Consider the following 22,356-nt stretch of genomic DNA (forward strand, 5'->3'; position numbering starts at 1 on the left):
TTCTCGCGTTCCTCAACAGATGCTCTAATGGCTCGACAGTTCTTTCGACCGAATCGACCGACCGAGACGAAAGGCCGAGCGGAATGGATGTCTCACTGGTGCCGGCGGACACGACCGAGGACGTGCGCGGGCGGGGCGCCGGAGCGCCGCGCCAGGTCGCGGTGCTGCCGGTGGGCAGTTACGAGCAGCACGGGCCGTACCTGCCGCTGGCGACCGACACGCTCGTCGCCTGCGGCATCACCCGCCGCATCGCCGCCGCGTACCCGGTGCACCCGCTGCCGCCGGTGACGATCGGCTGCTCGCACGAGCACGCGGACTGGCCGGGGACCGTCAGCGTCTCCGCGGTGACCCTGCACGCGGTGGTGCGGGACATAGCGGACTCCCTGCGCCGCTCGGGTGTCGACGCCCTGGTCGTGGTGAACGGCCACGGCGGCAACTACGTCCTGGGCAACGTCGTCCAGGAGGCCTCCGCGCGCGGCGAGCGGATGGCGCTGTTCCCGGCCGCGGAGGACTGGGAGACGGCCCGGGAGCGGGCGGGGGTGGCCACCTCGCTGCTCACCGACATGCACGCGGGGGAAATCGAGACCTCCGTTCTTCTGCACACGCATCCCGAATTGGTCCGGCCCGGTTACGAGGCGGCCGATTTCGTCGCGGACGACCGGCGTCATCTGCTCTCCCTCGGTATGTCCGCCTATACGGATTCCGGTGTCATCGGGCGCCCGTCGCTCGGTTCGGCGGAAAAGGGGAAGGAACTGCTGGCGAGCCTCGCGGATTCCTTCGGGGCGTATTTCTCGGTCCTGACGGCGGCGGACGTGCCCCGGCAGGGGGGCGAACGCGGGTAGTGCCCGCCGGGGTCGCCCTCGCCCGCCGCCGACCCCGCGTGCGTCCCCCCGTACCGGCGCACGACGAGCACGACGGCGCCGGGCAGGCTCGCCACGAGGCTGAGCACCCCGTACACCGCGGCCACGCCCAGTCCGGTGCCGGCACCGAGCCCGGCCGCGCCGAACGCCCAGGCGGTGACGCCCTCCCGTGGGCCCCAGCCGCCGACGTTCAGCGGCAGCGTCATGGCGAGCAGCGCGAGCACGGCCAGCGGTGTCAGTACGGCGACGGGGGCGCCGCTGCCGGCCACGCGGGCGGCGAGGACGAACATCGCGAGGTACCCGGCCAGGACGACGGCCGACGACACCGCGACCCACGGCAGGTTCCGCCTGGACAGCAGCGCTTCGCGCGCCTCGGCGAGCATCGCCCGCAGCGCCCGCCTCCTGCGGGACGGCGCCCGGTTCATGCGCAGGGCGAGGACGACGGCGAGCGCCCCGGCCAGCGCCATCCCCACGAACGGCGCGACCTGCCGGGCCCCGGTCAGCACCGGGGACGGCATGGTGAGCAGCACGACCACCGCGACGAGGACCAACGCCACCTGTCCGGCGGCGCGTTCGAGGACGACGGACCGCACCCCGCGCCCCAGGTCACCGGCGCTGCGCCCGTGCCGCACCGCGCGGTGCACGTCGCCGAGGACACCGCCGGGGAGGGCGGCGTTGAGGAACAGTGCGCGGTAGTAGTCGGCGACGGCCGGTCCGAGCGGCAGCCGGATGCGCAGCCCCCGGGCCACCAGGGCCCAGCGCCATGCGCTGAACACGGTGGTGACGAGCCCGATGCCGAGCGCCGCCAGCAGCGTGGGCCCGTCGATCCGGCGCAGCCCGCCCAGGACGGGGCCGGTCCCCGTCCGCCACAGGAGCACGCCGAGGATGGCGAGGCCGGCGAGAGTCCCCAGACGGGTGCGCAGGGCGGCCCGGCGGCGGGGTGGGGCTCCGTCGCCGCGGGTGGTGGTGATGGCGGTGGTGGTCGAGGGATTCCGGCGCGTCGCCAACGCCGGCGCGCTCACGCCGTACCGCCCGTCGGCCGGCACAGCGCCAGCAGGTCGGTGTGGTGGACGACGACGCGCAACTCCCCCGCGGCACAGGCGGCGAGACGCTCCTCCAGGTACCGGCGGGCCGGCTCGCCCAGCTCAGGCCGCTGCTCCACGGCCGCGCCGACCCAGCCGCGCAGCCACTGCTCGGCGAGCGCTGCATCAGCCGCCCCCAGCCGCCAGTCACTGGAGTGCGTCCGTACGGTGGCGCCGCGCGCGGCGAAGGCCTCCGCGGCGCAGGTCACCGCGTCCGGACCGAGCATGCCGGTGCGCCGCTGGTGGTCGTTGAACGCCTCGGTGATCTCGGCGTCCAGGGGGTGGGCGGGGGTGAGTTCGACCCGCCCGGCGACGGAGAGCGTCAGCAGAGCCGGGCAGCCCGCCGCGGCACAGGAGGCGGCGAGGGTGCCCACCTCCTCGGCGGTGAGCACGTCCAGCAGCGCGGAGGCCGTGACCAGCCCGGCGCCGGCCAGTGCGTCCGGCGTGAGCCGGGCGAGGTCGCCGCGCCGGGTCTCGACGGTGACGCGGCTTCCGTCCGCCGCCGAACGCGGTGCGCCTACGGCGGCGAAGTGCAGGAGGTAGGGGTCGCGGTCGTGCAGCACCCAGTGCTGGGCGCCGTCGAGCAGCGGGGCGAGCCAGCGCCCCATCGAGCCGGTGCCGCAGCCCACGTCGTGCACGACCAGCCCGTCCGCCCGGCTCGGCAGGTTGGCGAGGCGGATGCGGAGCGGATCGAGCAGGTCGTGCGCCCGAGCGGCGCCGTCGGCGGGCTCACGGAGCCGCAGCCACTCGGGTGCGTAGCGCGGCGGGTCGTCGGGGTGCCCGGGGGCGGCAGGGGCGGCAGGGGCGGAGTCGCGGAGGCGGAGGGTGGCTAGCTCGGCGGCGCCCGGCGGGCCGGGCTGGGCCGGAATGGCTCCCGCGGCCGGTGCCGTCGTCTTCCTCATGCCGCCCTCCGGGGTTCGTCCGTCAGCCGGTGCAGTACCGCGGCCAGGCTCCGGGCCGTGGCCGCCCAGCCGTTCAGGGCCGCGCGGCGGCCTCGTGCCGCGGCCTTGAGCCGGCGCCGCACGTCGGCCTCGCCGAACCAGCCGCGCAGTTCGGCGGCGAGCGCGGCCGGCTCCTCCGGCGGTACGAGGATGCCGGGCACCCCGCCGTCGGGCGCGCGCCCCACCGCCTCCGGCAGGCCGCCGACATCGGTGGCCAGTACGGGGATGCCGCGCGCGAGGGCCTCCGTCACCGCCATGCCGTACGTCTCGGCGTAGGAGGTGAGGACCAGGAGGTCGGCGGTTGCGTAGGTGGCGTCCAGTTCCGCGCCGGAGCGCGGCCCGGCGAGCACCAGCCGCTCCGCCAGGCCGTGCCCCGCGATCCGCTCCCGCAGTCGGTCGACGTACTCCGGGTCGTGCCCGAGCCCGCCGACGCACACGCAGCTCCACGGCAGGTCGGCGACGGTCGCGAGCGCCTCCACCAGCCGGTGCTGGCCCTTGCGCGGGGTGACGGCGGCGACGCACACCAGCCGGGAGAGGCCGTCGGTGCCGGGCGCGAGGGGCGCGATGTCGGCGCCGGGCGCGGCGACGTGGACGCGGGCCGGGTCGAGCCCGTGGTGGGAGACGAGTCGGCGCACCGCCCAGTCGCTGGTGGCGACGACCGCGGGGACGGCACGCAGCACCGCGCGCTCGCGGGCGTCCAGGTCGGCAGCGACGGCGGCGTCCAGGCCGGTCTCGTCGCCGAGCGGGAGGTGGACGAGGACGGCCAGGCGCAGCCGCTCCGCCTCCGGGACGACGATCTCCGGTACGCCGCAGGCGACCAGACCGTCGAGCAGTACGACGGCTCCGTCCGGCAACCGGCGCAGAGCGCGCGCGAGTCCGGCGCGTGCGGCGTCGTCCGGCCGGGGCCAGGCCCCGTCGACGGGCAGCCCGCGCACCCGCCAGCCGAAGCTGGGCAGGTCCAGCCGCACGCGCCGGTCGTAGGCGTTGCCACCGCTGGGCGCGGCCGGGTCGTCGACCCCGCCGGGCATGACGAAGTGCACGGAGCGCAGGGACATGGGGACGATCCCGCCGTTCCTCGGGGCGGCCGTCGTCTGTGCGGGCACGTAGGCGAGACGAGCGCGCCCCGCCGTCGGGGGAACCGCCGGTTCGGTGGACATGTCGGTCACAGCGCACGCTCGTAACTCGCCCAGGCGACGTGCGACTCGTGCAGGGTCACGGTGAGCCCGGCCAGGCCCCTGGCCCCCTCGCCGAGCGCGCCCTTGCGCACGCGCTCGGCGAGCCGGTCGGCGACGACCTTCGCCAGGAACTCGGTCGAGGTGTTGACGCCGGCGAAGTCCGGTTCGTTGTCGAGGTTGCGGTAGTTCAGCTCGCTGACGACGGCGGCCAGTTCCCGGGTGGCCAGTCCGATGTCGACGACGATGTTGTCGTCGTCCAGCTGCTCGCGCCGGAAGGTGGCGTCCACCAGGAACGTCGCTCCGTGCAGGCGCTGCGCCGGCCCGAAGACCTCGCCGCGGAAGCTGTGGGCGATCATGATGTGATCGCGGACGGTGATGCTGAACAACGGACGACCCTCCAGGTGTGGCACGTCTGGTCCCCCGCCTGTCGCTGCGCGGGGTACCGTCCTTTACGGCCGGGTGCCTTCCCGTGTTCAGCGGCCGCACCTCTTTCTCAAGGTCAGGCGCCGATGACTTGGCGCCGCCTCAGTGGTCGTCCCCGGCGTACCTGACCCGGTGGCACAGGGCGGGGATCTCACCGGAGGCCAACCCCGGCATGACGTCGGGCAGTTCGGCGAACGCGGACTCGCCGGTGACGAGCGCGTCCAGCGCCGGGTCGGCGAGCAGGTCGAGGGCGAGGGCGAGCCGGTCGGCGTAGGTGCGGGTGGCCGCGCGCGCCGGGGAGACGGTGCCGACCTGGCTGCTACGCAGGGTCAGGCGGCGGGAGTGGAAGGCCTCGCCGAGCGGGAGGGCGACGCGCCGGTCTCCGTACCAGCTGAGTTCGACGACGGTCCCCTCGGGCCGCAGCAGTTCCAGCGACCGGGCGAGTCCCGCCTCGGTCGCGCTGGCGTGCACGACGAGGTCGAGGCCGCCGAGGGCGTCGGCGGGGGGCGCGAAGCCGACACCGAGCGCGTCCGCGACCTTGGCACGCTCCGGGTCGGCGTCGACCAACTGGACGCGGACGCCCGGGAAACGGGCCAGCAGCGCGGCCACCGAGCAGCCGACCATGCCGCCGCCGACCACGGCGATCCGGTCCCCGACCAGGGGCGCCGCGTCCCACAGCGCGTTCACGGCGGTCTCGACGGTGCCGGCGAGCACGGCCCGCCCGGCGGGGACGGCCGGGGGCACCGGGGTGACGGCGGCGGCCGGGACGACGTACCGCGTCTGGTGCGGGTACAGGCAGAAGACGGTCCGCCCGACGAGGTCCCCCGGTCCCGCCTCCACCACCCCCACATTGAGGTAGCCGTACTTCACGGGCCCCGGGAAGTCGCCCTCCTGGAACGGCGCGCGCATGGCGGCGTACTGGCTCTCGGGCACCCGGCCGCGGAAGACGAGCGTCTCCGTGCCCCGGCTGACCCCGCTGAAGAGCGTACGCACCAGCACCTCGTCCGCCCCCGGCTCGGGCAGCCGCACCTCGCGGATCACGCCCCGGCCGGGCGAGTCGAGCCAGAACGCACGTGCGGTGCCTGTCATCGGATGTCCTCCTGAACGATCGCGAAGCCCCCCACGTACCGAGGGATGCACGAGCCGCGCACAGTAGCGGCGTCGATCGACTCTGTCACTCGGCCGGAGGATGTTCGGTGGCCCTGAACAACCTGAACAACCTGAACAACACGTACGACGCTTACGGAACTTACGACGCGAGGCCCGTTCAGCAGGAGACCGCGGTGGGGGCGGCCGCGCAGATCCTCCTGCTCGCGCTGCTCGGCACCGCGATCGGCATGGGCACCGCGGGCTGGCTGACCGGCCTGGCCTTCGCACTCGCGTCCTGGGCGGTCCTCTCCCGGGCCCTGCACCGCTCCCGGCTGCCGTCGTTCGGCCCGGCCAACCGGGTCACCCTCGGCCGGACCGCCCTGGTCGGCGGGGTGACGGCACTGGTCGCGGACTCCTTCAGCGGCGCACCGCCCGTCTCCCTCCTCGTCGGCCTGACGGCCGTCGCCCTGCTCCTGGACGGCGTGGACGGCAAGGTCGCCCGCCGCACCGGCACCTGCTCCCCGCTGGGGGCCCGCTTCGACATGGAGGTCGACGCGTTCCTGATCCTGGTCCTCAGCGTGTACGTCGCGACGGACCTGGGCCCGTGGGTGCTGCTGATCGGCGGGATGCGCTACGTGTTCGTCGCCGCGGCCCGCGTGTGGCCGTGGCTGACCGCCCCGCTGCCACCGAGCACGGCCCGCAAGACGGTGGCCGCGCTGCAGGGCGTGCTGCTGCTGGTGGCGGGCGCGGACCTGCTGCCGCGCCCGGCCAACACCGGGGTGGTGACGCTGGCGCTGGGGCTGCTGGTGTGGTCCTTCGGCCGGGACGTGCTGTGGCTGTGGCGGACGTCGCGGGTGCCGCGGGCACTGGCGCGGGCGGCGGTGCGGGAGCCCGTCGCACGGTGAGCCGGGTCGGAGAACGTTCGCCTCGTTCGCCGTCGGCAGGGTGCTGTTCCGCCTAGGGTGTCGGTCGTGTTCAAGTCAGGGGTGGGGTTCCTCGCGTTGTTCGGGCTGGGCTGGTGGCTGCTGGCGTCGAGTGCGTTCGGCGGCTCGGTGCGGCCGGCCGCGGTCGTGGCCGGCTGTGCCGTCGCGGTGGGGCTGATGCTCACCGCGCGCCGCGTTCTTCCCGCGTCGGCGGGCGGTCCGTTCCCCGCCGACCGGCGTCGACGTTTCCTCCAGATCAACGTTCTCCAGTGGCTGTTGATCCTGATCATCGCCCAGGTGTGCGCTCGCGCCGGGACCCCCGTACTCATTCCCCCGCTGATCGCGATCGTCGTGGGGCTGCACTTCCTCCCGCTCGCGGCGGTGTTCGAACAGCCTCGGCTGCGCGTACCGGCGGCCCTGTTGAGCGCGGCCGGAGTGGCGGGCGTGGTCGTGTGGCTCGCGGACGGCCCGGACCGGACCGTCCGCCTGGTGGTGTGCCTCGTCTCCGCGCTTGCCTTGTGGGGGATGGCGGTCTGGACGATCACGGGGGCGGCATCCACCGCTGATCGTGGCGCGAGGAAATGAGCGTACCGGCGGGCACCCGCAAGGTCTCAGTGCCGCCGGGGCAGCAACCCCGCCGCCGCCAGCGGTACGGCGGCCAGCACCAGCCACGGCACGGCGGCCGGCAGCCCGGTGTCCAGCAGCAGGCCGGTCGCGGAACTGCCCGCCAGCACGATGAGCCCGGACACCGAGGACAAGGCCCCCATGTACAGCCCGAGCCGTCCCTCCTCGGCCAGGTCCGGCACCCAGGCCCGGGCGACGGGCGCGACCAGCATCTGCCCCAGGGTGAGCAGGACGACGAACCCGGCGGCTGGCACCAGCCCACCCGTCCCCGTCCACCCGGCCGGCCGCGCGACCGCCACCACACCGAACCCGGCCGCGACCAGCACCAGCCCCGCCACCATCGACCGGCGCGGCGCCAGCCGCTCCCCCGCCCACCGCGTCACCGGCAACTGCGCCGCCACCACCAGCAGCGAGGACAGCGCGAACAGCCAGGCCAGCGGCGCCTGCGAACCGGTGGCCCGCTCCACCTCGGCGGGCAGGGCGAGGTAGAGCTGGTTGTAGGCGAGCAGATAGGCGCCGTACGCGCAGCACAGCGCGAGGAAGCGCCGGTTGCGCAGCAGCAGCCGCGCTCCGCCCTTGACCCGGACCCGCGCCCGCCCCGGAATGTGCTGCGGCAGCAGCCAGGCGTGCCCGGCGAGGACCAGCACGAAGACACCGGCCCCGGCGAGGCACGCGGTACGGAAGTCGACGGCCAGCAGCAGCGCACCGAGCAGCGGCCCGACGAAGGCCCCCGCCTGCCCGGCGACGGTGAACAGCGCCAGCACCCGGGTCCGTTCCCCGCCTCCCGCCTCCTCCCACACCACGGCCTGCCGGGCCACCTCGGACTCGACGGCCGGGGAGAAGAGCGCGGCGGCGAACCCGATGAGCAGCACGGCGGCCACGACGGCCCAGGTCCGCTCGGCGAACCCGAGCCAGACGAACCCGGCGATCCGCAGCACGCACCCGGCGAGCACGACGGGCCGGACGCCGTACCGGTCGGCGAGCGCCCCGCCGACCACGAACAGCCCCTGCTGGCTGAAGGTCCGCAGCCCGAGCACGAACCCGACCAGCCACCCCGCCATGCCGATGCCCTGCCCCAGATGCTCGGAGAGGAAGGGCAGCACGGCGAAGAAGCCGATGTTGAAGGCGAGCTGGGTGAGGACGAGGAGCCGCAGCAGCGGCGAGAGCGGCGCGGCCGCGGGGCCGGCGGTGTCTGCTTTCCGGCGGCCGGTGAACAGCGAGGTCATGGCGCGCCGACCAGTTCCTTGTCCGTTTCCTTGTCGACCGCCGACTGTCCGGCGGCGACCGGACCGGCGCCCGCACGTCGCCGCCGGGGCCGGCGCAGTCCGCCCGCCGCGGTGACGGCGAGGGCGCCGAGCAGGGCGAGTACGGCGGCGGGGGCGAGGACGGCCCAGGGGGCGCGTTCGGCGTAGGGCTGGTTCTCGGCGAGGAGCAGTCCCCACTCGGGCGACGGCGGCTGGGCGCCCAGCCCCAGGAACCCGAGCGAGGCGAGGGAGAGGGCGACGGCGGGCAACCGCAGCAACGCGTGCCGCAGGACGGGCGGCAGCACAGCCGGCAGCAGTTCGCGGCGCAGCAGATACCACCGTCCCGCGCCCAGCCCCCGGGTGGCGGTGATGTGCAGCGTGGCGCGTTCCTGACGCAGCAGCGCGGCGGTGTGCGCGGCGAGCGGCGCCCAGGCGACGGCGCCCACGGCGAGGGCGGGCGTGGCCGCGCCGCTGCCCGCGACGGCGGTGACGAGGAGGGCGACGAGTACGGGCGGCACGGCGTTGACGGTGTCGACGAGCGGCCCCGACACGCGGGGCACGAGCCCGAGGAGTACGCCCGCGACGAGGGCGGCGGCCGTGATGGCGGAGGCGAGCAGCAGGGTGTCGAGCGCGCCGTGCCCGACGCGGGCGAGCAGGTCGCGCCCGAGGGAGTCGGTGCCGAAGGGATGGTCGAGGGAGGGCGCCAGCAGCCGCGCTCCCGTGTCGAGGGCGAGCGGGTCACGCGTCAGCCCCGCCCCCACGACGGCGAGCAGGACGGCACCGTAGACGAGGGGGAGCACGCCTCCGGCGGGCGGGGCGGGCCGGTGCAGGGAGGACAGGGCGCCGTCGCGCAGGGCGGGCCCGGTGAGGAGGCGGGCGGCGAGGCGGGTGGCGCCGGTGGCGAGCGCGGCGAGGAGGACGAGGGCGAGGGTGCCGGCCTGGAGAACGGGCAGGTCCTGGGCGAGGGCGGCCTGAAGGGTGGTGCGCCCGAGCCCCGGGATGTCGAAGACCTGCTCGACGGCGACGGCGCCACCCGTGAGCCCCACGACGAACAACCCGAGGTTGGGCAGCAGCGCGGGCACGCACCGCCGCAGCGCCTGCCGCGCGATGCGCCGGCCCGTCAGCCCGCGGGCGGCGGCGGCCAGCGCCCACGGCTCACCGAAGGCACCCGGCAGCAGATCGTCCAGCAGCCGCCCGATCACCGCCCCGGCGGGCAGCCCGAGCGCGAGCGCGGGCAGCACGGTCCACTGGGGCCCGTACCACCCCAGCGCGGGCAGCCACCCCAACTGCACCCCGACGACGGTGGCGAGCACGGAGGCGACGAGGAACTCGGGCAGCGAGGCGATCACGGCGGAGCCGCTCCCCCCGCGACGCCGCCCGCCGAGCCGCCGCCGGGCGCCCAGCCGCAGTGTGCGGGCGCAGACGAGCCCGGCGGTGAGGGCGGCGACGAGGAGCGCAACGGACATGAGCAGCAGCGATGCGCCGAGCGCTTGCAGCACGTCGGGAAGGACGTCGCTCCCGGAGATCCACGACTGCCCGGCGTCCCCGCGCAGCAGCCCGCCGAGCCACCGCCCGAGCACGTGCAGCGGCCCGCCGTCGAGCCCGAGCTGCTCGCGGATGTCGGCGAGCACCTCGGGCGTGGGCTCGCGCTCGGCGGACCGCGCCTTGAGCACGGTGTGGGCGGGGTCGGTCCGCGTCAGCCACGGCAGCAGCCCGACCCCGCACACCAGTCCAGCCGCCAGCACGACCCGCCACACCACGGTGGCCACCCGCTGCCGCACGGCTCAGCGCCGGGTGCCGGTGCCGACGAGAGTGCGCTCGTACGGGTCGAGGATCACGCCCTGTACGGAGTCGGCGACGCCGGTGATGATCCGCTGGTGCACGAGCGGCACGACGGCGTCACTGCCGAGGATGCGGGCCTCGGCGGCCATGGCGGCGTCCTGTCGCTTCGCGGTGTCGGCGATCTTCTCGGCGTCGGCGACGGCGCGGTCGACGCCCTTGTCGCAGAGCTGGGCGATGTTGAACCCGCCGTCGCAGGTGTAGTCGCTGGCGAGGACGGCGACGGGGTCACCGGTGTCGAGGAGGGTGTTGCGGGCGAGCACGAAGGCGTCGAACTTACCGTCGAGGGCGTCCTGCTCCAGCCGCGAGTACTCCCGCACGGTGAGCTTGACCTTGAACCCGGCCTTCTCCAGCTGCTGCTTCACCACCTGGGCGACCTCGGGCAGCTCGGGCCGGTTGTCGTAGGTGGCGAGATGGATGGTGCCCCCGCTGAGCTCGGCCGCCTCCGCCCGCCCGACGGGCGCGGTCCGCTTCCCCTCGGCCCAGGTCACGGCGGGCCCGTAGATCCCGGCGGCGGGATCGGCGTACCCCTCGTACACGTCCTTGGCGAACACGGAGGTGTCGACGGCGGCACGCGCGGCGGCCCGCTGCCCGGCGTCCTTGAACGGCCCGGAGGAGGCGTTGAGGAGCAGGCTGGTGGTCCGGGTGGTGGCGGTGTCGCGCCGCGTCTTCTCGTCGAGCGTCGCCGCCTGCGAAACAGGAACGGCCTCGGCGATGTCGAGCTCCCCGGTACGCAGGGCGTTGGCGCGGGCGGTGCCGTCGGCGATGAAACGGGCGTCGATGCCGGAGGCCTGGGCGCGGCCACCCCAGTAGTCGTCGAACCGGTCGAGGGAGGCGGAGGTGGCGCCGTTGACCTCGGTCAGCTCGAAGGGGCCGGTGGCGTGGCCGACGGGGTCTACGCGTCCGCTCTTCTCATAGGCCTTCGCGGAGAGGATGGCGAGGCTGGGGCTGGAGAGCCGCAGCGGCAGTACGGGGTCGGGCTCGGCGGTGGTGATCCGGACCACCCGCTCTCCCCGGGCCTTGGCACTGAGGGTGACACCGGCGAGGGCGGCGGGCGCGGGCTCGGCGTCGGTGGCGTGGGTGAGGGAGTCGGCGACCGCGGCGGGGGTGACTTCGCTGCCGTCCTGGAAGGTGGCGTCGCGGAGGGTGAACTCCCAGGTCTTCTCGCCGTCCCTGCGCCAGGACTCGGCGAGTGCGGGGGCGGCGGAGCCGTTGGCGTCGAGGGCGGTGAGGCCTTCGGTGACACCGAGGCGGCTGAGGAGGGTGGCGTCGGCGCCGTACGGGGAGAGGTTCTCGGCGGGCGGGAAGGCGAGGGCGACGCGGAGACGGGCTCCGTCCCCGCCGCCACCGTCCCCGGAGTCGTCACCGCCTCCGGAGGCGAAGCAGCCGGCTATGAGCGGGGCGAGCATGAGGGGGGCGAGCAGCCGGGAGCGGCGGTGGGAGCGCATGGTCCTCGGATCGGTCGGGGTGGGGCGTGGGGCAGGCCGGAGCAGGGGCAGGGGCAGCGAACGGGAGACTACATGAGAACGATTTTCACAACGAACTCAGCCCATGAAAACGTGGGAACTCACCCCATGGGCACGTCGAAGTGCACGATGCCCTGCCCGCCTCCGGCGTCCTCCCGCTCGTCGTGCACGACCTTGGCGAGCGACCGCCAGAACGGCTCGGCGCCGGTGACGGCGGGGTCGGTGTGCAGGTACACGGCCCGGTACCCGCCGTCGGCGGCGGCGAAGGCGAGCAGCTCGTCCACGAGCCGCCGGGCGAGGCCGCGCCGTCGGTGCTCGGGCCGGACGTACACGCGCCGCAGCTGCGCGGTCACGCCGGAGGGGTAGCGCTCGGCGACGTGCGCGGGGTTCGGGGGGTGCGCGGGACCACGGGAGTCGAGGGCAGCGGTGGCGACGACCTCGCCCTCCGCGTCGACGGCGACGAGGAGGGTGTGCCGGGCGGGAGTCAGGTAGGCCCCGGCCGGGTCGATGATGTCGGCGTGCCAGCGGGGGACGTAGCCGGTGCCGAAGTCGCGGTAGACCGTGTCGAGCATGACGGCTCGGGCGGGGGCCAGGTCGGTGAGGGTCGCTGTCCTGATGCTGTAGTCACTGTCGCGCACTTGCACATGGTACGCATTAAGGGACCCACTGATCACGGCCCGGGTGCCCATCCACGTCCGGCACCGGCACCCCTCAACCTCGCATCAAGGTGCTTCTGTCCACCTGGGCCAGGATCGGCGGCTCCGACTCGCCTTCGTAACCGAGGTGAAGCTCACGCCGGGCCCTGGTCGCCAGCACGTAGTAGGTCATACGCACAGCCGCGGCGGAGAGGTCACCGGCCGCGTCCGCGTGGGTGTCGGGTATGACGACCGTGTCGAAGCCGAGCCCCTTGGCGCTGGCCCGGTGGACGATGACGATGCCGGGGCGCCCGAGGTCGAGGTTGCGATACTGGCCGCCTTTCGCCTCGGACGTGTACAGCTGGGGCTTCAGCCGTGGCGCCCGGCGGGACAGACTGCCCAGCAGCGAGAACTGCGTGTGCTTGGAGCCCACGATCACGCCGATCGTGTCCCTCGGGTGCCGCTCGGCCAGCAGCGCGAGCAGGTCCGCCGCGCCGCGCTCGTGGAATCGGTGGAGCCTGGGCAGCGGTCCCTGCCCCTCCGGCAGTACGGGGGTGCCGGCGCCCGTGTGGAAGTGGGCGGCGAAGGACGCGATCTGTTCGGTGTTCCGGTGGTTGCCGTCCAGTTCGTGGCGGCTGCAACGGCCGACGTTCCGGGCGATCTCGGCCAGGGTGGAGTTGGTGTCGGTGAGGCGCTGGCACTCGTCCGCGTAGACGGTGGTGCGGGCTCCGAGCATGCGGCACAGCAGGTAGAACTCGGGCGGCAGGTCCTGGCCCTCGTCGACGACCAGGGTGAGCCCCGGTACCGGGCCCGTGTCGGCCGCCCGGTCGAACAGCGCGTGCCAGTCGTACCAGCCGTCCGGGCTGCGCGGTGCCTTGTCGCCGTACCAGTCGGCGAGCCAGGCGTGCGCGGTGGCGACGCGCACGCTGCGGTCCGACGGGCCCAGGGCGTGGACCGTCGCGGCCAGTGACTGGCTCAGCAGGTTGGAGCGGGTGAGCAGGGCGACCTGGGCTCCGGTCAGAGCGAGCATGATCGCCCGTTGTGCCGCCAGCAGGCTCTTGCCACTGCCCGGCGGACCGCTCACCAGGTGGTTGCCGTCGAAGGGGAGGTCGTCGAGGGCGGCTCGCTGGTCGGCGGTGAGGTCCAGGTAGGTGAGGGTCATGCCTGCTCCAGTGCGTCGGCGGCGGCCGCCCGTGCGGCGGTGACGATGGACTCCAGGTAGCCGGGCACGCTCTCACCGCCGACCACGAGGGCCCGGTCCAGCAGGGTGTTGCCGGTTTCGCAACTAGTCTCGGGCAGCAGGGCGCAGGCGTGGCAGGCGGCTCGGTTGAGGTTGCCGAATCCCTGGCCGGTGTGTTCGGCGCAGAGCGGGTCGGCCGAACACCAGGCGGCGGCTTCCGTCATGCGCACGAGCGTCTCCGCCAGGCGAGGGGGCTCTCCTTGACGGACGAGCCCGCCGAGGGTTCCCTCCGCGTCCCCCGCCGCCGTGTAGACGAGGATGCCGTACTGGTCTTGCTCGGGACGGGCGTAGACGCGCTCGCGCAGGCTCGCCGTGGTGTAGCCGGACTCGAACGACAGTTGGCGGATCAGCAGGTGCGCGAGGGTGTGGAGGAGGACGAAGCGCGGGGAGAGGTCCGGACCGGTCAGGGCCTCCAGACGGTCCCGTTGGAAGGACCGTTCCAGGTCACCACGCATGCCGGCCACACGCTGCCGTACGTCCCGGTCGGCCTCCCATGCGGTCAGCTCGGCCGGGTCGAGGGTGAGGAGGATTCCCTCGCCGAAGACCTCCACGGCAGGCAGCCACTTGAGCCGGCGGGACGTGTCGGCCGGCACGACGGTGGCGTCCGGTGAGACCCGGGTGAACCCGGACAGCGCGCGCACCTCGCGGAGGCGGTCGGCGAGCACGACCCTGCCGAAGCGGCGGCTGAGGGCGGCCCACGGATCACCGTCCTCCCCGGCGAGGCCCAGGGTTGTCTCGCGCAACGCGAAGTCCCGGGTGGCGGGCGGTGCGGGCGCGGTGAAGGCGACCCACTCCTCACGGCTCAAGTCGGGGCGCAAGGGCCCGGTCTGCGTGTCGGCCGACGGGGCGTCCGGGGAGGACGGAGGCTGCCCCGTCTCCTCGGCGACGAGCGCGTCCAGGAGGGTGTCGTCCGCGCCGGTGTCCTCCTGGATCATCGTCCGGAAGACCCCGGCGCGCGGTGTGCCGGCCACGCGGCACAGCGACACCCACAGATCGTGCGCCCGCACCTGGGCCGCGAGGGCCTCGTCGCCGTGGCCGGCCGGTAGGTCGGTCTCGGGGATGTCGAGGGCCGAGTGCACGATCGGGTAGTACAGGTTGCCGGCGGTACGCTGCACGACCTGCACGGGCCGTGGGCATTCCACGCGCTCGCCGGCCCGCTGCCACGGATTGCGTCCCGAGCAGCGCATGCCGTGCGTGCCGAGGATGTCGAGCAGGTCACGGGAGGCCCCGCACCCCTTCGCGGTGCACGTGACGGAGAGTGCCTCGAGGCCTGAGGCGCGCTCGGACACCAGGAACCGGAGCCGTTCCCGCTCCTCGCACTGCCGCCGTTCGCCCGAGTCCCGCCGCGAGTGGGCCCAGAACCACCAGTCGACGTCGCTGAGGTGCCCGGCCTGGCAGATCTGCACGAACCGCATGGGCGCCAGCGTCCGCACCGGGGAGCAGGACGGACAGCGCGGCGGCTGTCCGGGCTTCTCGTCGGCGATCCGCCAGCGCTTCATCCGGCGGCACGAGCCGCAGAAGAGCCAGGACGGGAAGCGGATGTACGGCGCCCCCGGGGCGTCGGGGACGTCGAACCGGTCGTTGGCGGTCGCCGGTGCGGCGTAGAAGCCGGTGACGCCGAGCCGGGAGGCGAGGCGTGGTGATTCGAGCTTCTGCCTGCCCCGAGCGGGCCAGTCCCCGATGCCGGTGGCGACGAAGGACTCGCCCTGGATGTCGAATACGGCGCCGACGCCGAATGGCACCACCGTTTGCGACTGGCGTACCCGCAGTGTGCGGCTCACAGGTCGGCTCCCTTCACCGTCACCTGGCATTCCCGGTCCACATTGCGCATGGAGTTGGGTGTCTCCCACAGGCCGTAGGTCTGCTCGAAGCTCTTGATCAGGTTGGACTGGCCCTTGCCCTGGCCTCGGTAGTACAGGTCTCGACCGTCCTTGCGGGCCTCCCGCGCCGCGTCCTCCCAGTCCGCGATCAGGCCGGCGAGTTCCTTGCGGACCTCGTCGCCGGCGGCGGGTTCGACCGCTTCGGCACGTCGGGCCAGTGTCTCGGCGACGGCCTCCACCTCGGGGAGGCGGTCCAGGACCCGCCCGGCCTGGTTCTCGGCGGCGAGCCCGAGGCGGTGCCGTACGAGCACGACGAGCGCGGCGTGAAGGGCTCGTCTCCTGGAGGGCACCGACCAGGGGGTGACGCTGGTCGGCTCGACGTGCCGGTACAGGGACCGGTGGTAGACGTCGAAGGTCTCGTAGTGCGAACGGTCCCTGGGGCGGGTGGCGTTGAAGAACGTCACGACGAGGCCTGGAACGGTGTGCCGCCCGACCCGGCTGGTGGCCTGGATGTACTCGGCGGTTGTCTTGGGCTGCCCCTGCATCAGCATCAGAGCGAGCCGTTTGACGTCGACGCCGACGGACAGCATGTTCGTGCAGGGCAGGAAGGAGACCGACTGCGGATCGTCCCAGCCCTTCTCCAACCGGTCCAGCAGCACGGGCTGCTCGGCACGCGGCAGGTTGCTGGTCAGCTCCTGCACCTGATGGTCGGTCAGTAGCCGTACGCCGCTGCCCGTGTCGAGTCCGGCGAGCTGGGCGGGGATGTCGTCGGCCGCGGCGGTGACCGTGCGGCCGAGCTCGCGCAGGCTGTGGTGGTAGGCGACCAGGGTCCAGTAGGCGTCCCGGTGCTCCTCGGGCAGCTCCCACGCACCTTGGAGCAGGGCGGCGGCCGTCGCCACGGCCGCGCGGCCGGCGGTGTGCCCCTGGGCCATGACACCGAGGTAGCGACGGCCGGGCCTGGACGTGTCGGGTTCCGCGAAGTAGGAGTGGCGGGCGTCGAGCCCGGCCGGCGGGAAGAGCTGGACGTCCCCGCCGTACAGGGCCCGGACCTGCTCGCCCGAGCGGCGGATGGTCGCCGTGGACGCCACGATCTTGGGACCGGTGCCGTCGGGTTCGACGCACAGCCCGAGAATCGCCGCCTCGTAGAGCCCGACGGTGGTGCCGAGGGGGCCGGTGAGCAGGTGCAACTCGTCCTGGATGACGAGCGAGGGCGGCAGGCTGCCGGTTCCGTCCACGCTCGGCGCGCCGAAGAGCCGTCCGGCACGTGGTTCCCAGGCGAGCCTGGCGAACTTGTCGACGGTGCCGAGGACGAACGTCGGCGGCCGGTCGTAGAGCTGCTCGTCCACGACGGCGACGGGCAGTTCGTCGTGGAACACGCACTCCTGCCTAGGGCAGAAGAACGCGAAGGAGTCGGGCGTGGCACGCACTCCGTAGTCCCCGGTGTCGGGCGACTTGCGCGCCGGCAGGATGCGGGTGCCGCACCAGGGGCAGCGGTCGAGGATGAAGACGTCCTCGGGCTGCGCGGCCTGGCGGGCGTTCTCGAAGGCCGTGCGGGCCTTGTCGTACGTGTTGGGAGTGGTGGTCTCACCCACCCACAGGCCGATGGAGAACGGCTCCGCGCCGTACACCTCCGGTTCCGCGCGGCGCAGCGTCTCCAGGGCACAGACGGTGGTGGCGGCCCGTTGGAACTGCTGCGTGGTCAGCAGGCTGAGGGTGTACCGGCTCAGCACCGCCGTACCCCCGCCGTCCGGTTGGCGGCGGCGCAGCACCATCGTGAACGCGGCCAGCAGCAGATAGGCCTCGGTCTTGCCACCGCCGGTCGGGAACCAGATGAGGTCCGTCACCGCCCGGTCCGCGTGCCGCGGATCGGCCGTTCCCTCCACGGCGAGCAGGAAGAAGGCCAGCTGGAAGGGGCGCCACGTGGCGTCGGCATACGGCTCCGGGTCCGGTGGCACGGCTTCCCGGCGAGAGCGCCGCGTGCCGGCGAGATCGGGTGCGGAGTGACGCATCTGCAGGGCCATCGCGTGGTTGGCGGCGCGGAAGGCGTGCAGCAGTTCGGGGCGGCGCGGGTCGCAGAGGGCGCGGACGCCGGACTCGATGCGTGCGACGGCTGCGCCGATGCGGTCGAGTACACGATTCGCCGCTTGCCGCCCCCACTCCGGAACGTCCTCGTTCAGCTGGCCGACATACCACGCCCGGTAGTCGGCGGCGAACTCGGCCAGCTCCTCGCGCAGTTGGTCCACGGGGACGACAGGATCGGAGAGGTGCCGGAGGCTGAGTACCGGTGAGCCGCTGAGCCCCGCCGCCCGTACGCCGGTGACCTCGGCCTCCGGCATGACGGCGGCACTGAGTTCGGTCACCCGCTCACCGGCCTCGTCGTACCGTTCGGCGACCGCGCATCCGTGGCCGACGGCATGCGTCCGGACATGCCGGTACTGGAGGCGGAGTTCCTGCTCCTCCGGATCGCGGCTGGCCAGACGGACGCTGGGATACTGGAGGATCGTGCCGCCCACGGGACGGACGCGCAGCTCCACCTGGAACAGCATCCGGTCCCAGTGCGCGGCCTTCCCCAGACCCGGCTCGTGGACGGCGGTGTTGACGAGGGCGACGGTGACCAGCCGACCGGCGCCGAAGGACCGCCGCCGGATGCGGAGTTCGCCACGGCCGTCCAGGACGGTGACCTTCTCTTGCTCCGGGACCAGCCGGTGGGTCTCGGCGGACAGCGGGATCCGCGGCCAGTGCCGACCACGCTCGCCGGTGCGCGCACGGGTCTCGTAGCGGGCGGCGGAGCACTCGATCTCCACCGTGTCCGCGTCGGTGTAGAAGCTGAAGCCGAGGGAGGACGGCAGCCAGGAGTTGGACTCGGGCACCGGGTCGGCGGCGGGCGCCGTGTCCTCTGCCCGCCCTTCGGTGCCGGAGCCCTCCAGCTCCTCGGCGGCCACGTCCAGCTGACGCTGGAGGTCGGCCTCCTGCGGGTAGAGGGTGCCCATGAGGTACTGGCGATCAGGCGGGGCGTCGAGCGTCTCGTGTTCGCCACCGGTCGGGCCGACGAGTTGCCGCCGTAGGTAGGTGATGAGTTCTTGTCGGGGGTCCATGGCGTTCCTGTGGTCGGACGGTGAGGTGCTCGGACTGGGCGGCCGCATTGGCCGTGCTGCGGTGGTGTGCTCCACTCAGGACCGGCGCCAGCGATCCCGCAGTGAGGAGCGGTTGCGGGCCGCTTCCTCAGCCTGGGCCGCGGCCAGTTCCGCCTGAACGTCGCTCAGCTGCGCCTGCAGGTCGGTGATGCGCAGCCAGGCGTCGTGCTCGCTCTGCGCGATGCGCTGCGCCGCCCGCTGCTCGGTCTCTTCGGCGCTACGGCGGGCCGCCTCGACGAACAGCTCCCGCTGCGCGAGGGCCGCCTCCGCCTCGCGCAGCCGCGCCTCGACTTCCGCGATCCGCACCTGAGCACCCTGGCGGTACTCGTCCCGGGCCGACGCGGCGGCCCGCTCCCGTTCGATGGCGCTCTCCTCGGCCCTGCGCAGCCTCGCCTCCAGTCCGGCAGCAGCCTCCCGCGTCTGCCTCAGCCGCGCTTCCAGATCGGCGATCCGGGCCTCGGCGCCCTCGCGGTACTCCCGCATCCGCTGCTCCAGCTCGCCCGCCCGCCGGTCGGTGCCGGCCGCCTGTCGGGCGGCTTCCTCGGCCAGCTCGGCCCTGCGCAGTACGGCCTCGTACGCCTCCCGGTGCTGTGCCTTCAGGTGCGCGAGGCGTTCCTCCGTCTGGCGCCGCACATGCTGCGCGTGCCGGTCGCGCGACCGGTCCGCACGGAGCAGCAGCTCCTCTTCCAGCGCGTCGAGCCGCCGTTCGGCCTCCGCCCTGACGGCGGCGACGCGCCGGTCGGCATCGCGACGCTCCTGGTCCAGCCGGTGCTCGTGCTCGCGGGCGAGCCGGGCGGCGTCGGCCTGGTGCCGGGCGCGGGCCTCGGCGAGGAGTTCCTCCACGTCGGCGGGCGTCTGTTCGGCCGATGTGACGACCGCGTCGGCCGATGCCGGGTGCGGGTCCTTCTGGCCGGCGGCCGGGCTCCCGGACGTGCCGGTTTCGGCGCCGTCGGCCGACGGTGTGGGTTCAGTGTGCACCGGCCGGGCTACGACGAACTCGCGCAGGGCCTCGCGGACGGCGAGGCGAGACTCGGCTCGCACCAAGGGCTTGGCGGCCAGATATGTCCGGGGTGTTGCCCCGGCCAACGCGTCGGCGGACCGTTCGAGGAAGCGCTCCGGCCGCAGAGCACGGTGTTTGACGGCGTCGCAGATCTCCTTGAGCACTTCGAGGGCCTCCACGACGGGGCGGTCGAGCGTCCCGCGCTGCCGGGCGGCCCGTACCACGCCGTCGGTGGCGGACGGGCCCAGCAGGACCGACAGTTGCGGATGCCCGAGGGCGAGCAACGCGTACTCGGCGAGCCAGGCCACTCCCCCGCCCAGGGGCGGCTGCGTCAGGGTGCGGGCCTTCTCCCAATCGGCGGTGGTCTGGGGCGCGCGGACCGGACGCTCCGCGTCCCGCGTCCTCGTCCTCGTCCTCGTCATCGCCGGTTCCGGCTCCGACTCCGGCTCGACCTTCGCCGCGGGCTGCGGCTGCGGCTGTTCTGTCTCCCGCGCTTCCGCTGCCCGCTCCGGCGGCACTTCCGGGCTCTGCTCCCCTGCCGGCTCCCTGGCCGCCCGCTCGGAAACCTCTCGCGCGGCCTCCGGCTCCTCGGTGGGGGGCACCGCGGCGAGAAACTCGCGCAGCGAGTCACGCACGGCCAGTCGCGCCTCGCCGTTCACCAAGGGACTGCACTCGAGGTAGGCACGAGGTGTCACCCCTCGCAGCGATGGGGCAGGGCGCCCGAAGAAGTCCTCCGGCGTCCGCCCGGCCGCCGCGACGGCGTCGAAGACGCGGCGCAGCAGTTCCAGGGCCGTCAGCACCGGTCGGGAGACGGGTTCGCCGTCCCGGACGTTCCGCACCACCATGTCGGCGGCCGACTGTCCCAGCACAGAGACGAGCCCCGCATCCCCGACGGCTGTCCGCGCGTACTCCGCGAGCCACCCGGCTTGATCGACGGGATCCTGCGCCAGGCGACAGGCTCCTTCCCAGTCGGCAGCGATCACGTCGGGTGCCTCGGTGTCAGCAGGCGATTCCGTGACACTGGGCACTTCCCTGTCAGCGGTCAGCTCGGCGGCAACCGCACCCATGGCGACGGCGGCCATCTCCTGAGCCGGGGCGTCCTCCTCGACCGCCACCACCGTGGTCTCCGGCTCAGCCTCCTCGATCCGCGCGCCGTCGTGCTTCGCCGACCGCTCCGCCACGCCGGCCCGCACCGGCTCCTCAACGCCCCGCGCTCGGGCGGCTCGTGCCTGGTGGGTTGCGCGGACGTACCGCAACGTCCTCTTGGCCTCCGCCACCCGCTCCGCCGCGCGCTCGGCCTCCTCGCACACCGCGTCCAGACCGACGAGGCCCGCGGCGCGCACCCGCTCCCGCAGCACGGGCCGCATCTTGCCCTCGATCTGTCGGATCCGCTCCCGCGTGACGCCGAATTCACGTCCGAGATCGTCCAGCGTCGATGGTTCGTCCCCATCCAGCCCGAGCCGCCGCACGAGAATCCGTGCCTCCCGCTCGGTGAACGTGTCCACCACGCCCAGGACCTCATCAGCGAACAGAGCATCGATCACCTGCTGGTCGACCGGCGGCAGGAGACGCGTCCGGGCCACGAAGTCGCCAAGCGTCGCACCGTCGCCGATGACCCGGTCGAGGGAGTCGGTACGTCGGGTGAGGCGGCGGATCTCCTCCACCTTCTGCACGGTCATGTCGCACCGCACCGCGACGTCCGCGGCGCTGGCGTACCGTCCCTCTGCGGCCAGGGCGCGTTCGGCCTTGGCCACCCTCCGCATCTGTTCGTGCATGTGCACGGGGATCCGGATCAACGCGCCCTCGTCCGCGACAGCCCGGGTAATGGACTGCCGGATCCACCAGGTGGCGTAGGTGGAGAACTTGTTACCCATGGTCGGGTCGAACTTCCGCGTGGCCCGTATCAACCCGAGTACGCCGTGCTGTACCAGGTCGTCGTAGTCGAGGCCCTGGTGCAGTTGCGGACGCGCCAGGGAGTGCACGAGCCGCAGATTGTGAAGGACCAGACAGTCGCGGGCCCGGACTCGAATGTCGTCTCGCGGCAGCGCCTTGAGTTCGTCCTCTCCGGGTTCCTGCGCGATCCTGTCCACCCCGCCCCGTACGAGTACGGTCAGCCCCACCTCGGCCTGGGCGCTCAACAGTCGCTTGTGCGAGCCGCGTTCGAACCGGTCGGCTTCCAACACCTCCCGGGCCGCCGCCAGCGCGCCTGCGAGGTCATCTTCCGGCACGACGGCAGCCTCTGCTCCCGTAGGCACCGCCGGAGTTCCGTGGGGTTCTTCGAGCACCCCGCCATCCCCCGTCGCGTCAGTGTCCGCGGCAGGTCGCACACTGGCCCCTGCCCGCACCACCGCGGCCTCGCGGGCATCGAGTCCGGCCAGTCGCACCACGCCCTCGACGGCCCGGGACGACACACACTCAGCGTCGTCCTGGTACCGGGAGAGCAGCGCTCGCGCGAGCCGAACACGCGGCGTCACACTTTCTCCACGCTCGCATACAACCTTTTCACCACTATGCGAGTCGACCTCCACGTGCGCATGCAACTCCCGTACCAGGAGGCCCATCCTGGCCAGCTCGGTACGCAACCGAGCCTGTTCGACGTCGTCAAGGCCGAGCACGTTCACCCCCTGAGTGAACTCACGCTCAGGCACCACACCGTCGACAGCGGCAACTCTCAGCCGCTTGAGCAGCTCGCCCAGCGCGGCTGCCGACACGGGCGTACCGGACTCCCTGGCCATGTGGCGCCTCACGATCTCCACCGCCAACTCCCTGAATACGGGCGAGTCTAGCTTCAACGCGTTGACAACATCAACGGGCCCAAACCTTGTGTACAGTTCATTCGGCGCGGTCTGATGCAGCGTCAG

At 73.4% G+C, this 22,356-nt stretch carries 15 protein-coding genes and 1 pseudogene; 3 read left to right on the forward strand and 13 right to left on the reverse strand.

The features are described from left to right. Positions 1-83: 83 nt before the first annotated feature. A pseudogene (locus tag KUM03_RS31100) lies at positions 84-806 on the forward strand (creatininase family protein); the annotation flags it as partial. On the opposite strand, the gene KUM03_RS38685 reads toward KUM03_RS31100, so the two are convergent. The 5 genes from KUM03_RS38685 to KUM03_RS31120 form a co-directional block, all read right to left on the reverse strand. Further along, positions 692-1,906 (reverse strand): YbhN family protein, encoded by a 1,215-nt coding sequence (locus KUM03_RS38685; protein WP_374225406.1) that lies wholly within the window; start codon positions 1,904-1,906, stop codon positions 692-694. The pseudogene KUM03_RS31100 and the gene KUM03_RS38685 overlap by 115 nt on opposite strands. Further along, positions 1,879-2,844 carry a class I SAM-dependent methyltransferase gene (locus tag KUM03_RS31105; RefSeq protein ID WP_217253891.1) on the reverse strand — a complete coding sequence of 322 codons (966 nt, stop codon included), beginning with the start codon at positions 2,842-2,844 and terminating at the stop codon, positions 1,879-1,881. The genes KUM03_RS38685 and KUM03_RS31105 overlap by 28 nt, the downstream gene beginning before the upstream one ends. Beyond that, positions 2,841-4,040, reverse strand: a complete 1,200-nt coding sequence (locus KUM03_RS31110) for a glycosyltransferase family 4 protein (RefSeq protein WP_217253893.1) — start codon at positions 4,038-4,040, stop codon at positions 2,841-2,843. The genes KUM03_RS31105 and KUM03_RS31110 overlap by 4 nt, the downstream gene beginning before the upstream one ends. Positions 4,041-4,045: 5 nt before the next feature. After that, positions 4,046-4,444 carry a 6-carboxytetrahydropterin synthase gene (locus KUM03_RS31115; RefSeq protein WP_217253895.1) on the reverse strand — a complete coding sequence of 133 codons (399 nt, stop codon included), beginning with the start codon at positions 4,442-4,444 and terminating at the stop codon, positions 4,046-4,048. 139 nt (positions 4,445-4,583) lie between these two features. Next, entirely contained in the window at positions 4,584-5,570 is a 987-nt protein-coding gene (locus KUM03_RS31120; protein WP_217253896.1) for a zinc-binding alcohol dehydrogenase, read from the reverse strand. Positions 5,571-5,677: 107 nt separating this feature from the next. Between KUM03_RS31120 and KUM03_RS31125 the strand changes: the two genes are divergently transcribed. Both KUM03_RS31125 and KUM03_RS31130 read left to right on the forward strand, forming a co-directional pair. After that, positions 5,678-6,475 carry a CDP-alcohol phosphatidyltransferase family protein gene (locus tag KUM03_RS31125; RefSeq protein ID WP_217253897.1) on the forward strand — a complete coding sequence of 266 codons (798 nt, stop codon included), beginning with the start codon at positions 5,678-5,680 and terminating at the stop codon, positions 6,473-6,475. 57 nt (positions 6,476-6,532) lie between these two features. Continuing rightward, positions 6,533-7,078, forward strand: coding sequence for a hypothetical protein (locus tag KUM03_RS31130; RefSeq protein WP_308406452.1), 546 nt, complete (start codon positions 6,533-6,535; stop codon positions 7,076-7,078). Positions 7,079-7,104: 26 nt separating this feature from the next. On the opposite strand, the gene KUM03_RS31135 is transcribed toward KUM03_RS31130, so the two are convergent. The 8 genes from KUM03_RS31135 to KUM03_RS31170 form a co-directional block, all read right to left on the reverse strand. Next, entirely contained in the window at positions 7,105-8,343 is a 1,239-nt protein-coding gene (locus KUM03_RS31135; RefSeq protein WP_217253898.1) for an MFS transporter, read from the reverse strand. Beyond that, positions 8,340-10,142, reverse strand: coding sequence for an ABC transporter permease subunit (locus KUM03_RS31140; RefSeq protein ID WP_308406453.1), 1,803 nt, complete (start codon positions 10,140-10,142; stop codon positions 8,340-8,342). Before KUM03_RS31140 ends, KUM03_RS31135 begins: the two co-directional genes overlap by 4 nt. Positions 10,143-10,145: 3 nt before the next feature. Further along, entirely contained in the window at positions 10,146-11,648 is a 1,503-nt protein-coding gene (locus tag KUM03_RS31145) for an ABC transporter substrate-binding protein (RefSeq protein WP_217253899.1), read from the reverse strand. Between the two features lie 119 nt (positions 11,649-11,767). Further along, the gene (locus KUM03_RS31150; RefSeq protein WP_217253900.1) at positions 11,768-12,304 is read right to left on the reverse strand and encodes a GNAT family N-acetyltransferase; all 537 of its coding nucleotides are present in this window, start codon (positions 12,302-12,304) and stop codon (positions 11,768-11,770) included. A 73-nt stretch (positions 12,305-12,377) separates the two neighbouring features. After that, positions 12,378-13,463 (reverse strand): AAA family ATPase, encoded by a 1,086-nt coding sequence (locus KUM03_RS31155; protein ID WP_217253901.1) that lies wholly within the window; start codon positions 13,461-13,463, stop codon positions 12,378-12,380. Further along, the gene (drmB, locus tag KUM03_RS31160; RefSeq protein WP_217253902.1) at positions 13,460-15,322 is read right to left on the reverse strand and encodes a DUF1998 domain-containing protein; all 1,863 of its coding nucleotides are present in this window, start codon (positions 15,320-15,322) and stop codon (positions 13,460-13,462) included. Before drmB ends, KUM03_RS31155 begins: the two co-directional genes overlap by 4 nt. Next, positions 15,319-18,456 (reverse strand): helicase-related protein, encoded by a 3,138-nt coding sequence (locus KUM03_RS31165; protein ID WP_217253903.1) that lies wholly within the window; start codon positions 18,454-18,456, stop codon positions 15,319-15,321. Before KUM03_RS31165 ends, drmB begins: the two co-directional genes overlap by 4 nt. A 75-nt stretch (positions 18,457-18,531) precedes the next feature. Continuing rightward, positions 18,532-22,251: a sigma-70 family RNA polymerase sigma factor gene (locus tag KUM03_RS31170; protein WP_217253904.1), complete on the reverse strand. Its 3,720-nt coding sequence runs from the start codon at positions 22,249-22,251 to the stop codon at positions 18,532-18,534. Positions 22,252-22,356 lie beyond the last annotated feature (105 nt).

It is taken from the genome of Streptomyces sp. AC602_WCS936 (genome assembly GCF_019049125.1).
In the GTDB taxonomy this organism is placed as follows: Bacteria; Actinomycetota; Actinomycetes; order Streptomycetales; family Streptomycetaceae; genus Streptomyces.

What these genes read in the sequence shown, in the direction of transcription:
- KUM03_RS31105 (WP_217253891.1), bottom strand. Translation starts at nt 2,844, where the DNA reads ATGAGGAAGACGACGGCACCGGCCGCGGGAGCCATTCCGGCCCAGCCC.
- KUM03_RS31155 (WP_217253901.1), bottom strand. Translation starts at nt 13,463, where the DNA reads ATGACCCTCACCTACCTGGACCTCACCGCCGACCAGCGAGCCGCCCTC.
- KUM03_RS31165 (WP_217253903.1), bottom strand. Translation starts at nt 18,456, where the DNA reads ATGGACCCCCGACAAGAACTCATCACCTACCTACGGCGGCAACTCGTC.
- KUM03_RS31110 (WP_217253893.1), bottom strand. Translation starts at nt 4,040, where the DNA reads ATGTCCACCGAACCGGCGGTTCCCCCGACGGCGGGGCGCGCTCGTCTC.
- KUM03_RS31135 (WP_217253898.1), bottom strand. Translation starts at nt 8,343, where the DNA reads ATGACCTCGCTGTTCACCGGCCGCCGGAAAGCAGACACCGCCGGCCCC.
- KUM03_RS31120 (WP_217253896.1), bottom strand. Translation starts at nt 5,570, where the DNA reads ATGACAGGCACCGCACGTGCGTTCTGGCTCGACTCGCCCGGCCGGGGC.
- KUM03_RS31145 (WP_217253899.1), bottom strand. Translation starts at nt 11,648, where the DNA reads ATGCGCTCCCACCGCCGCTCCCGGCTGCTCGCCCCCCTCATGCTCGCC.